This window comes from Ktedonobacterales bacterium (genome assembly GCA_036557285.1).
In the GTDB taxonomy this organism is placed as follows: domain Bacteria; phylum Chloroflexota; class Ktedonobacteria; order Ktedonobacterales; family DATBGS01; genus DATBHW01.
In genome coordinates this window covers 1-11864 of sequence record DATBHW010000012.1, presented here as the reverse complement: position 1 = coordinate 11864, position 11864 = coordinate 1, and the positions used below count along the sequence as shown (strand labels likewise).

Below are 11864 nucleotides of genomic sequence, written 5' to 3'. Positions count from 1 at the left end.
AGATTGTCCGCGTCTCAGGCGTGCTTGCGCGCCTCTTCCTCTGCGTTTCCCTGCGCTCGCGCCAGAATCTCTTCGACCACCGCCGTCTTGGCATCGGCGTAGTTCTGTCCGTATTTCCACTTCTTACGCGCAAGCTCCCGCTTGGTCTGCTCGTAGAGCCGCCGATCATCCGCATTGCAGCGCAGCCAGTCGCGGAAGAGCCGCATGCGCTCGATCTCCAGGCAGCCCAGCGAGAAGACATGCAGATTAACGGCGGTATCCGGCCCCTTGAACAGACGATGCTCGTACCAGTCCGGCTCTCGAATGTGCAGCTTATAGCCAGCCCCCTCCATAGCCGGAACGTAGGCCGACTCGTCTGCCGTATCTGCCAACACAAGCAGCATATCAATTCTCGGCTTGGCAGCCAGACCGGGTACCGACGTTGAGCCGACATGTTCAAGCATCAGAACCCGCGCGCCCAGCGCGGCCCGCACCCGCTCGGCCTCGCGCTCGAAAAGCCGGGGCCACTGGGGATCGTAGTCAACAATCTGAATCAGCCCCACCAGCGGCGTAAGCTCCCCAATATGGGCAGCCCGTATCTGCTCCTCCGTCAGGGGTAGATGCCCGGCTGCCCCGGCTTGCCCCGCTGGCGCGCTGTTTTCCCCTGCCGACGTGGCGCTGGCTGTACTGTGGGTCTCAGACATAGGTCCATCCTCTCGATGCTGCCCAGCACTCATCATGCTTTACTCTCCTGCCTGGCAGAGTTCCGCCAGCAGTTCTTCGCCAAAAGGCCAGGGGCCAAAGCCTGCCGCCGAGTTAATATGCCCGCCTGGCCCAATCGAGACACACAGGCTCCCCCACGCCCTGGCAAAATATCCAGCCCGCTCCAGGCTCACATACGGATCGTTCGTGCTCGCCACCACAATGCTTGGGAACGGCAGCGCCCCCAGCGGAACAGGCGCAAAGCCGCCGCTGTCAGCGGCAAAATCCGGGTCTTCCGCATCGGGAGGCGCAACCAGCAGCGCCCCCCGAATCGCTCCCTCGTGCTGCGCGGCCCAATGCGCCACTACCAGACAGCCCAGGCTGTGCGCCACCAGCGCCACCGGATACTCTGCCTGAGCCACCGCCGCGTCTAGCGCGCACACCCACGCATCACGCTCCGGGCGCTCCCAGTCCCGCTGCAACACCCGTCGGTATTCAGGGTGCGCGCATTCCCACAGGCTCTGCCAATGTTCCGGGCCAGAGTTCCCGTACCCCGGAACGATCAACACGCTGGTCCTCATGCCTGCTCTATCCCCTTGCCTGGCACAAACGTGTTACGCCCGCGCGCTGCTCAGCGACGCCTCAATCGCCGCAGCCAGGCGATTCATCATCACCTCATTGGCCGACGATCCAAGATGCCCAACGCGAATCACCTTCCCCGAAAGCCGCTGAAGACCGCCGCCTACGATCATGCCATACTCCTGCCGCAGCATGCTCAACAGCCACGCCGCGTCAACTCCTTCTGGCGGGAAAGCCACCGTCACGGTTGGCGAAGCCGCGTCATCATCCGCCAGCAGCCGGAAATCGAGCGCGCGCAAGGCCGAGCGCAGATGCGCCGCAACGCGCCGATGCCGCTCGAAGCGCGCCTCCAGCCCTTCCTCAAGCACGCGCCGCGCCGACACATCCAGCGCCATCAAATTATTCGTCGCTATCGTCACCGGATAGGGATGCCACTCCGTGTTCTCCTCCGCGTATTGCCGCCAGTTGCGCAAATTGAGATAAAACCCCGGCGCCGGGCGCTTTACACTATCGGCCAACTTCCAGCCAACCTCCGACAACGCCACCAGCCCCAATCCTGGCGGCGCTTCCAGGCACTTTTGCGAAGCCGTCGCGCAGGCGGCAATACCCCAATCATCCAGGCAGAATGGCACGCCACCTATCGAGCCAACCCCATCCACCATCAGAGCCACATCGCGCTCGCGCGCCACCTCCGCCAGTTCCTTGACACGATTCAGCGTCCCGGTTGAAGTCTCCGAATGCACCACCGCCAGCACATCCACATGATGCTTATCGAGCAGCGCGCCTATCTCGGCAGGGTCAGCCACTTTGCCCCACTCAATATCAATCGCCAGTGCTTCAGGGTCATACGAGCGCGCAATTGCCAGCAGGCGCTCGCCAAACGTTCCATTCAGCACCACCGCCGCGTGTTTCTCAACTCCAAGCAGCGTCCCCATTGCTGCGTCCACAGCCGCCGTACCGGACCCACTGAGCGTAAAAACGCGGCTGCTTGTCCCAAAAATCGGCTTCAGGCGCTCAATCAGTTCATTATAAAAGGGTACGAAGGTAGGTCCATAATGCACAGGGACAGGTCGCCCCATAGCTGCCAGCACCTCCGGCGAAACCGGCACCGGCCCAGGAACCAGAACATCAAGCTGAAAAGTATCCACTGAAGTCTCCTGCTCTACGTATTGTTTCCGCCCCCTCAACCTCTTCATCGCGTGTCGCTACCCTCATATGATACCCCAGTGGCCTCAACCCTGCCACACCTTTTGCCTGTCGGCACGCCCTGTACCAAATCCGCCTGAATAGCATTGTAGCGCCGCCTGTACTGCCGCCGTCCGTGGCGGCGAAACGATGCGCCCGCGCGCCCGCTGCCCTTCCAGACGAACGCTACTTGTAGCGCCGCCTTCCAGGCGGCTCAACGTCGGCCTGCTGGTACGTGGCTCACGAGGACAAACGCTCGCGCTGGCGAACGGCTGGCCGCCAGGGACGGCGGCGCTACACGCGCGGCGTTTCCTAATATTTATAGAAATGCTGGCGTGTCTCCTCTTCAGGCGACTTATCCGCAAAATAACTGCTTTCCAGCCGCTTCACCGCCAGATACGAAGCCGTTAACGTCGGACCCAGCGCCTCCGTCAAAACCGCATCTGCCTGAAGCGCATCCAGCGCAGCATCCAGCGTTTCCGGCAGCCGCTTGATGCCCCGTCGCTCGCGCTCCTCATCGCTCAAGTTGCCAGGGTCCACATCCACCGGCTCGCCTGGGTCCAGATTGCGACGAATGCCATCCAATCCGGCGGCGATCAGTCCCCCCATCGCCAGATAGGGGTTGCCGCTGTGATCGGCTGGCTTTAGCTCCAGGTTCGTAGATTCTGCCTCGCGCCCCCAGAAGGGCGAAGGAATGCGAATCGCCCCTTCGCGGTTATCGAACCCATAGGCCGTATAAGCCGAACTCCAGAAATGCGGCAGAAGCCGACGATACGAATTGGGGCTGGCGCAGGTCAGCGCCAGCAGCCCTGGCAGATGCGCCATAACACCACCAATAAACTGATAGCCAGTCTGGCTGATCCCCCCTCGGCCATTGGGATCGTAGAGCAGGTTGTGCCCCTGTGTAGGCGTACCGGGCGCGCCCCACAGACTGAAATGGATATGCGCGCCGCTCCCAGCCTGATCCAGAAATGGTTTGGCGGCGAAGCTGGCAAGCACTCCATGCTGGCGGGCAACGCCGCGCACCGTTTCGCGCACGATCAGCACCGTATCCGCCGCGCGCAGCGCATCAGCGTGACGAACAGAAATCTCCTGCTGGCCGGGGCCAAGCTCAGGCATGAACTGCTCCACCTGAATCCCCTGAAGCTCCAGCGTCGCAACAATCTGATCAATGATCTGCGCCGACGAATCGAAGCCGATACTGCTGTAACACAGGCTGCGGTCAAACGGTTCGTAGCCCGTAGGCGTTTCGCGGGCCAGATAAAACTCATGCTCCACTGTCGCCTGCACCGATATACCCATCTGCCCCGCCTCAGCAAGCACCCGCTTGAGGAACGTGCGAGGGCAGGCCGCCCAGGGCTGCCGATCCTGCGCAATCATATCGCACAGCATCATCCCACCATGCGGCACAAAAGGCAGCACCGTAAACGTATTGGGATCAGGTACCAGGCGAAACTCGCCAACCGGCCCCATCCCCTCAACCGACGCCAGCGCATCTACACCGGCAAACGCCTGCATGGCAAGCGTTTGCCCAATCCCCTCAAACATCCGGTGGGCCAGACCATTGATATGCGTCGCTTTGCCGCGAATAATCCCACCATTGTCACAATACAGAAAGCGCACCAGGCGCAAATGGGCTTCCTGGGAACGCTGAAGCACGGCTTGTGCGTCCATAACGCCTCCTAAAAACAAGAGCAGTGGTTTTCTAACGCAGAGGGAGAGGCGAAGCAGCCTGGCTTTCACCTCTCCTCGCAAAACACTGGCGCTTCAACTCCAAACCATCAGTCCGACGCTGCCGGAGCGGCTCCACCTTCTCCGGTTGCTATCGGTGGTGAACTTTTGGCAACCGTCACCTCGCCAATAAAGTAGACCACTGCTCCCACAATCAGCGAAACGACAGCAATCACCGCAAGGAGTAATGACCAATCGCCCTCTCCCACCAACTGTGGTATCCAGGGGTATCGGAATGTCACGAAGATGCCCACCGCGCTCGCAAAAAGACCAATCAGCGCGCAGACGTAGAAAACCCAGGGCGCGGTCAGTTGCTTTGCGTCAAACTGCTGTCGATACTTGAAGCGGATGATAACCACATCTACGAAGAGGATCACCATCGAGACACACCAGATCACCGTCACTGCCGCTTGCAGGACATTATACACCTTGGCGGAAAGGGCACTGGCATTGTCACTGCTGCCACCGAAGGCATAAGGCACAATGAAAGCAAGGATGGCAACCAGCGCAGCGATCAGCGTCTGCACCAGCACAGCCACCCAGGGAACCCGATTCTGATTCACCTTACTCATCGCAGCGGGCAACCGCTGATCTAGCCCGGAGACAAAGAGCAACCGCCCGAAGGAGTAGTTATACACGGCGGTGTTGAACAAGAAGAACCCGATAAAGATGACGATCACCAAATCGCTCAGGACAGTGCCTGCGCTCCCAAAGCCTATCTGCACCGCTTGAGCCACACCAGACGGGATGCCTTGCGCGCTGGCTGGCACCGTCATCTGAACCCCAAAGGTTGCGATCAGATATGCCGCCATGACGACGATTGACCCCCAGAAGAGGTATTTCGTGATGGCCCGCATATCGGTAATCTCAACGCCCATATTCAGGGGTACTTCAATGCCCAGCAGCGCCAGAATGACCAGGCCGTAGAACGTCCACTTCGTATTCACATCGAAGGGGCTGCCCACTGACCAGCTTGCGCTGGAGAAATCCGCGCTGGGAGCATTCCCCCCCAACAGCCAGAACACCCCAGCCAGCCCGATGAGCAGGATAGCGCCGCCATAGGCGATAAAGACAACGTTGACCCAGTTCTGGGTCACCCGAAAGCGCAGCCAGGACAGAATCATCGAAAAAGCCAGCACCACCAGAATCACCAGACCCTGCTGCCAGGGTTGCGTCAGCCAGTTAAATCCATGATTGCTGCCCAGCAACTGAATGAACGAAACCACCGCAACGCCCGTTGCCACCATCACCAGCACACCTGGCCACCAGGCGCAGAACCCCGCAAAAAAGCCCCAGAACTTGCCGAAGGCTTTATGCGTCCACACATAGATGGACCCCTCGCCGGGGAACATCAAACCTAACTGGCCGGTCACAATCGCGCCTGGAATAAGGAAGGTAAGAAAGCCTAGTATCCAGAAAATGTAGGAGGCAGCGCCTGCCCCGGTAACAACTGCCGAGTTCGTGATGAACAGGACAATGGCGACAAAGATTGCCACCATATCGAACGAATTGAGCACCCTGGGCAGGATACCGCCCGCCACACGCTCGGAGATGAGGACATCTGTTTCGCCTGCTGTTGTTGCCATTGCATGTCTCCTGGTACAAAAATGAGCGCGTACTGTACGAACAATGTTCAATCCTTTGGAGTTGAAGCGCCATGCAGTAGGAGATCATGTGGGAACGCGAAAAATACGAGCGGCCTGCCTCCTCTCTTTCTGTGAAAAAAACACCCCTGTTGCACAAGCATCAATACCGATACCACTCCACGTTCGCTTCATTGCTGCGAGAGGGTTACAGATATGTGGGGCTTACCCGTATTATTTACTATGCTTCCTACCCTGTCAAGTCGCTGGTTGTGTTATTATATCTGTCCGGCAAACGATAATTTCAAGTCATATATTCAGAAGAACGATGACCATGATTTCTTTCTGGACACCCTTGGCGCCATCCCTCAGAACACAATGATAGATACGCATATGCTGAAATCCCCTCAGAACGAGCGCCTGTTTGTGCTGCTGCTGGCCGGCCCGGCGGGCGCGGGCAAAACAACAACAGCGCGAGCCTGGGCCAGCGCCCAGCAGCGTCCAACAGCGCACATCTCGCTCGATGACGTGCGCGACTTTGTGAAGTCGGGCTACGCCGATCCTTCGGACGGATGGGAAACAGCGATACAGCAGCAATATCATCTGGCGCGGCAGGGCTGCGCAACCCTGGCCCTCAATTATGTAAACGCCGGTTTCCTCTGCATCATTGACGACGCCATCTTCCCCCAGTGGGCCGAGGTTAGCTACCAGGGTTGGCATGAACTGCTGCGAGAAGTGCCGCATTATCTGGTTGTGCTGCTGCCCAAATTCGAGTATCTTGTAGAGAGAAACCAGAGCCGCAGCGGCCATCGCCTGCTCAGCGAAGCCATGCTTCGCACAATTTACGACATGATGCTGCCCTGGCATGACCAGCATGCCTTTCCAATCATAGACAACTCGGAACTTTCGATTGAAGAGACGGTTGCCAGCCTCCAGAGCGAGGTGGACAAACTCATAAAGAATGGCTAGGCTCTATGAACATCTACGCCGTCATCGGCGCGCCGCCAGAGATTCAGGCATACGCGCTTGCCAAATATAGCCGCTCAGCGCAGCAATTGAGCGAAAGCATTGACGAGCTTTCCACTCAGCGCGCCGAACAGTTCCTCAACACCTTCTATTTCCAGTACGGCCATCGCTCCATTGCCGACCTCGCCCACGTCGCCCTCGCCATCGAAAACATCTCCATGCTGGCTGCCTTCCACGTCGTTGACGAACCCCTGTGGGACGGGCAGGAACGCTCCTCGCGCTATCAAGATTTCCGCAAAAGCGGCTTCTACATCCCGCCCCAGCTTCCCGAAGACGCTCCTGAACGCGCCACCTATGCCCGCGCCCTCGACGCTCTGCTGGATCGCTACGAATACTTCTCCACCGAACTCACCGACGTACTGAAGCAGGTCCAGCCATGCCCCGACGACATGGCCCCTGGCGTCTACAACCGCACGCTCCGCGCACGCGCCTTCGACGTAGCGCGCGCTTTCTTACCACTCGCCACACGCACCAGCGTAGGCCAGATCACCAGTGCCCGCGTCCTCGAACAGCAGATCAGCCGCCTCACCGGCCACTCCAGCGCCGAACTGCGCGACATTGGCGAAGCCATTCGCCAGGCATGCCAGACGCCCGCTCATAACTTTATCGAAAGCAAACTGCGCGCCGCCTGGGAAGCCGCCGCCCTCAGCCCGGAACAGATCGAGCAGCAGCAGCGCGCCCTGGAAGAAGCCGGTATTCTTGGCCTCAGCGCCGCACCCACCCTCGTCAAATACACCACACCAGAAGTCTACGGCCCCCGCGCGCTCGCAGAGGCGCGCGCGCGCCTGGAGCCATACCTGCACGCGCAGCCAGCCGCGCCCGACCTCTCCGCAGGTATCGCGCTCATCGAGCCAGAAACCGACCTGCTGGAAGCTTACGCCGCCAGCCTGCTCTATCTCACCGACCACCAGGGCCGCGCCTATCGCCAGCTTCAGCCGCTCGCCCGCGCGCTCCCCGAAGAAGAAAAACGCGCCCTCTTCACACACACGCTTGCGCAGCGCGGCCCACATGACGACTGGCTGCGCCTGCATCGCCTCGGCTATCTGCTCGCCTTTGACCTGCTCGTAGATTTCGGGGCACTGCGTGACCTGCACCGCCACCGCCGCTGTGTCCAGATTATCCCCGACCTCAAGCTGCATCTCGGCTTTGACGACCCAACAACCATCTTCCACGCCGGACTGGGACCAGACGGCGCAGCCCTGGCCGAACAAAAGGGGTTGATCTCCGCCTACCGCCAGGCAATGCAGCAAGCCATCGCTGCTGCCCAGGCGTTCCCACTTCCCGAATACGCACCCTATCTCTTACCGCTCGGCGTTCGCCAGCGCGCCCTCTTCAAGATGGACCTGGCCGAAGCCGCCTACATCATCGAACTGCGCTCCGGCGTCACCGGCCACTTCTCCTACCGGCGCGTCGCCTACGACATGTACCGCCAGCTTTCTCAGCGCCATCCCTATCTTGCTCCGGTCATTCGCGCCACCAACCCTGATGAAGTCGTTGATTTGCTCAAACGCTAAACGAACCGCTGTCCCGTTCTGCTTGTACCGCCGCAAAAGATACCGACCCTCCCAAAAGAGACAGCATCAGTTACAATAGAGGGAAATAATGGGAAACCAAATAAGGCCGGAAGAGAGGGGCACATAGCCGTATGGCAGCATTTGACATCGAAGAAGCCGCGCTTCAGGGGCGCGGCGAAGCCATCCCCCCTGTATGGGCCAGATTCGCCGTCTCGCGCAGCGCAATCTGGACAAACTTCACCATCTATACCGTCGGCGCTGTCCTGACCTTTGGGCTGGCTGCTTACCTTTTCATCGCTGGCTCTCTGCCAGGCGGCTCCAACGGTGATGACGGCCTCGCCCCAATTGAGTTCGTCGCCCTTCTCGCCTGCGGATGCCTCTTCCTCTCAGTTGGTCTGCGCCTCATCCCGCCTCTTAGAAAGAGCAGCCAATATTTCTTCCTGGTCACGCCTGACGGCTTCGTCTTCGTCGCGGGCAAGAAGCTCATCGGCTCGCCCTTCACCAAGATCACCAGCGCCTATCGCCAGCCAGGCTTGCTGGGAGGAAAGCTGGTCGTACTGCGCGAAGCCGATAGATCACTCGCTCTCCGCATCGGACACTTCTACTCAGTGCAAACAATCCGCGAGATTGAAGAAGCTCTGGTCGCCAACCTCAAACCAGTCAGCCGGAGCAAGCCCGCAAAGCGAACGTAAAGCCACGCGCAAGCCTTCGCCATTACTGCTGCTTTCCCTCGGCGGGCTGCTCCACCTCGATGCCTGCCGCCTCCAGATCGTGCAGCAGCGGCCCAGGGTAAATCGTCCGCACCCGCAGCGTCACCGGCCAGCGCCCCTGCGCATCCACCGGCTCAGCCAGCACGCCCGCCAGCCGCCCCTCGTGTTGGGCCACAATCATCAACGCGCTCGCCAGATGCGCCGGATCGCCCCCTCGCAGCATCAGACGCAAGCGCGTGCTGGGTTCTTGCGCGCCCACCAGCCGCACCAGCGCGTGAAACAGATCGCTCTCCGTAATAATGCCCACCAATCGCCCTTGCGCCGCGTCATCCACCACCGGCAGGCACCCGATAGCATTATCAGCCATCAACTGCGCCGCGTACTCAACCGGCGTCTCTGGACTCGCCGTAATCACCGGACGACGCATCACCTCATGCGCCTGCCGTCCCCGCAGTTCCTCCAACGGAGCCGCGCCAACCCTGCCGCCGGGCATATCGCGGTCCGAAAGGATGCCCACCACCGCTACAGGCGGCTTCGGCGGTGGATACTGGAAGTGCTTCAGCGCAGGCTCCAGCGTTGGCGCCTGCGGCAGCAGTTGAGCCACCGGCAAATGGCGAAAGCGCCCCCGCTCCAACAGAATCGCCGCGTGTTCCAGCGTATCCGTCTCCATCACCGTCGCCACGTCGCGCACCATGATGTCTTTGATAAGCATCGCGCGCCTCACCTTCTCGCCAGCACAGAGCCTGGCGCTCAACACAGCCGCCCGCGTGCAGGCTGGCGCTACAAGCAACCCCAACATTATTGCCCTGAAGTGCGCCCTTGCGCCCACTCGCTGCGCAAAATACCCATATGCACCTCATCCACATACTGCCCATCGCCCCAGGTATGCTCGCGCAAACGCCCCTCCTCGACAAAGCCGCACGCCCGATACGCGCGTATAGCCCGTTCGTTCACCGCGTTCACCCGCAGCCAGACTTTATGAAAATTACGCAGCCGAAACGCATAATCCAGCAGCAGCCGCAGCGCCTCGCGCCCATAGCCATGTCCCCAATAGTCCTTATCGCCAATCCCAATCCCCAACTCGCAGGTACGCGCCGTCTGATCGACATGAAACAGCCCGCACGTCCCAATACACTTCCCGTCCGCCTCAATAGCAAAATTCATCCCATCGTGTTCTCTTTCTCGGCTCCGCTCCTCAAAGTGCGCTTGCAGGCGCGCCAACGACATCGGCTCCCACGGATCGCCGCCGATCACCAACTCAAACGCTACATCATTATAGAACGTCCACAATCGCGGCAAATCTTGCTGCTCCAGCGCGCGCAAGATCACCTTCTCACCTCTCAGCATCCTCACATCCTCCTTGTCTTGGATACTCGACCTGCTGCATGATACAATATCCCTGCAACCAGGCAAGGCGGCGCCATGCTGCCACAACGCGAAAGGGGAACAGACAACATGACAACACGTGTGGCAGTTACCGGCATCGGCATGGTAACACCGCTTGGCAACGACACCGCAGCAAGCTGGGAGGCGCTGAAAAAGGGCGTCTCCGGCGCTGGCCCCATCACCCACTTTGACGCCAGCGCCTACGAAACTCGTATCGCCGCCGAAGTCAAGGGCTTCGACCCGCTTCCCTATATGGACCGCAAAGAAGTGCGCCGCAATGACCGCTTTGCTCACTTCGCCCTCGCAGCAACCATCCAGGCTCTCAAAGACGCCGCCCTCCCGTTCGGCCTCGCGGACCGCCAGCCCCAGGCTTCCGACCAGGACACCGCCGACATTGCCGAAGACACCGGCATCATCATCGGCAGCGGTATTGGCGGCCTCACCACCATGCACGAACAGTTCAAGCTCCTCTTTGATCGCGGCCCGGACCGCATCAGCCCCTTCTTCAGCACCATGACACCCATAGACCTGGCGGCTGGTTTCATCTCCATCACCCTTGGCCTAGGAGGGCCAAACTTTGCCATCGTCTCCGCCTGCTCTACCGGCGCGCACGCCATCGGCGAAGCCTACGAAACCATCCGGCGCGGCGATGCCCGCATCATGATCGCCGGAGGCGCAGAAGCCGCCATCCAGCCAGTCTCCATCGCCTCCTTCGGCAACATGCACGCCCTCTCGCGCCGCAACGACGACCCCCAACACGCCAGCCGTCCCTTTGACGCCGGGCGCGACGGCTTTGTCATGGGCGAAGGCGCGGGCATTCTCATCCTCGAAGACATGGAACACGCCCAATCGCGCGGCGCGCGCATCTACGCCGAGCTTGCTGGCTATGGCGCAACCGCCGACGCCTTCCATATCACCGAGCCTGCTCCACAGGGGCGCGGCCTCGTTCGCGCCATGCGCCGGGCGCTGCAAAAAAGCGGCATTGCCCCCGAAGAAGTCAACTATATCAACGCTCACGGCACCAGCACCCTCTACAATGACCGCAGCGAAACCGGCGGCATCAAAAGCCTTTTTGGCGCTCACGCCTACAAGCTGGCCGTCAGTTCCACCAAATCCATGATCGGCCACATGATGGGCGCGGCAGGCGGCGTCGAAGCAGCTATCAGCGCCCTCAGCGTCTATCACAACATCCTGCCGCCTACCATCAACTATACCCAGCCCGACCCTGAATGCGACCTGGACTACGTTCCCAACGAATCGCGCCATGCCGACGTTCGCGTCGCGCTCTCCAACTCAATGGGCTTCGGCGGCCATAACGCCGTCCTTGCCTTCCGTCGCTACGAAAACTAAGCGCCCCACTTGTACCGCCGCCTCCCAGGCGGCAAGAGGGGCTGAGGGGGCGTACCGCCGCCTCCCAGGCGGCCACCCCGCCCCGCCAGGCCGCCGAGACGGCGGCCTGGCGGGGCGGG

At 60.5% G+C, this 11864-nt stretch carries 11 protein-coding genes; 4 read left to right on the top strand and 7 right to left on the bottom strand.

The features are described 5' to 3' along the window. Nucleotides 1-14: 14 nt before the first annotated feature. From VH599_04400 to VH599_04380, 5 genes are all read right to left on the bottom strand, one after another. Nucleotides 15-683 (bottom strand): GrpB family protein, encoded by a 669-nt coding sequence (locus VH599_04400; GenBank protein ID HEY7347536.1) that lies wholly within the window; start codon nt 681-683, stop codon nt 15-17. 39 nt (nt 684-722) lie between these two features. Then, on the bottom strand, nt 723-1262 hold the full coding sequence (locus VH599_04395; protein ID HEY7347535.1) for an alpha/beta hydrolase: 540 nt from the start codon (nt 1260-1262) through the stop codon (nt 723-725). Between the two features lie 33 nt (nt 1263-1295). Then, nucleotides 1296-2408, bottom strand: a complete 1113-nt coding sequence (locus VH599_04390) for an alanine--glyoxylate aminotransferase family protein (protein ID HEY7347534.1) — start codon at nt 2406-2408, stop codon at nt 1296-1298. A gap of 349 nt (nt 2409-2757) precedes the next feature. Continuing rightward, a complete protein-coding gene (locus VH599_04385; GenBank protein HEY7347533.1) occupies nt 2758-4119 on the bottom strand; it encodes a glutamine synthetase family protein in 1362 nt (453 codons plus the stop codon). Between the two features lie 107 nt (nt 4120-4226). Then, nucleotides 4227-5762 carry an amino acid permease gene (locus VH599_04380; GenBank protein ID HEY7347532.1) on the bottom strand — a complete coding sequence of 512 codons (1536 nt, stop codon included), beginning with the start codon at nt 5760-5762 and terminating at the stop codon, nt 4227-4229. 390 nt (nt 5763-6152) lie between these two features. On the opposite strand from VH599_04380, the gene VH599_04375 reads away from it, so the two are divergent. The 3 genes from VH599_04375 to VH599_04365 all read left to right on the top strand — a co-directional run bounded on the left by VH599_04375 (nt 6153) and on the right by VH599_04365 (nt 8991). Further along, complete coding sequence (locus tag VH599_04375) at nt 6153-6728, top strand: AAA family ATPase (protein ID HEY7347531.1); 576 nt, start codon at nt 6153-6155, stop codon at nt 6726-6728. Nucleotides 6729-6733: 5 nt separating this feature from the next. Continuing rightward, complete coding sequence (locus tag VH599_04370) at nt 6734-8299, top strand: FAD-dependent thymidylate synthase (protein ID HEY7347530.1); 1566 nt, start codon at nt 6734-6736, stop codon at nt 8297-8299. 131 nt (nt 8300-8430) lie between these two features. Next, nucleotides 8431-8991 (top strand): hypothetical protein, encoded by a 561-nt coding sequence (locus VH599_04365; GenBank protein HEY7347529.1) that lies wholly within the window; start codon nt 8431-8433, stop codon nt 8989-8991. A 22-nt stretch (nt 8992-9013) separates the two neighbouring features. Here VH599_04365 and VH599_04360 read toward each other — a convergent pair whose 3' ends face one another. Together VH599_04360 and VH599_04355 are read right to left on the bottom strand one after the other, a co-directional pair. Continuing rightward, nucleotides 9014-9721 carry a CBS domain-containing protein gene (locus tag VH599_04360; GenBank protein ID HEY7347528.1) on the bottom strand — a complete coding sequence of 236 codons (708 nt, stop codon included), beginning with the start codon at nt 9719-9721 and terminating at the stop codon, nt 9014-9016. Between the two features lie 86 nt (nt 9722-9807). Beyond that, entirely contained in the window at nt 9808-10356 is a 549-nt protein-coding gene (locus tag VH599_04355; GenBank protein ID HEY7347527.1) for a GNAT family protein, read from the bottom strand. Nucleotides 10357-10464: 108 nt separating this feature from the next. On the opposite strand from VH599_04355, the gene fabF reads away from it, so the two are divergent. Next, on the top strand, nt 10465-11745 hold the full coding sequence (fabF, locus tag VH599_04350) for a beta-ketoacyl-ACP synthase II (protein ID HEY7347526.1): 1281 nt from the start codon (nt 10465-10467) through the stop codon (nt 11743-11745). Nucleotides 11746-11864 lie beyond the last annotated feature (119 nt).

Coding starts and splice junctions, on each gene's coding strand:
- VH599_04400 (HEY7347536.1), bottom strand. CDS start 683: ATGTCTGAGACCCACAGTACAGCCAGCGCCACGTCGGCAGGGGAAAAC.
- VH599_04395 (HEY7347535.1), bottom strand. CDS start 1,262: ATGAGGACCAGCGTGTTGATCGTTCCGGGGTACGGGAACTCTGGCCCG.
- VH599_04385 (HEY7347533.1), bottom strand. CDS start 4,119: ATGGACGCACAAGCCGTGCTTCAGCGTTCCCAGGAAGCCCATTTGCGC.
- VH599_04380 (HEY7347532.1), bottom strand. CDS start 5,762: ATGGCAACAACAGCAGGCGAAACAGATGTCCTCATCTCCGAGCGTGTG.
- VH599_04375 (HEY7347531.1), top strand. CDS start 6,153: ATGCTGAAATCCCCTCAGAACGAGCGCCTGTTTGTGCTGCTGCTGGCC.
- VH599_04370 (HEY7347530.1), top strand. CDS start 6,734: ATGAACATCTACGCCGTCATCGGCGCGCCGCCAGAGATTCAGGCATAC.
- VH599_04365 (HEY7347529.1), top strand. CDS start 8,431: ATGGCAGCATTTGACATCGAAGAAGCCGCGCTTCAGGGGCGCGGCGAA.
- VH599_04360 (HEY7347528.1), bottom strand. CDS start 9,721: ATGCTTATCAAAGACATCATGGTGCGCGACGTGGCGACGGTGATGGAG.
- VH599_04355 (HEY7347527.1), bottom strand. CDS start 10,356: ATGCTGAGAGGTGAGAAGGTGATCTTGCGCGCGCTGGAGCAGCAAGAT.
- fabF (HEY7347526.1), top strand. CDS start 10,465: ATGACAACACGTGTGGCAGTTACCGGCATCGGCATGGTAACACCGCTT.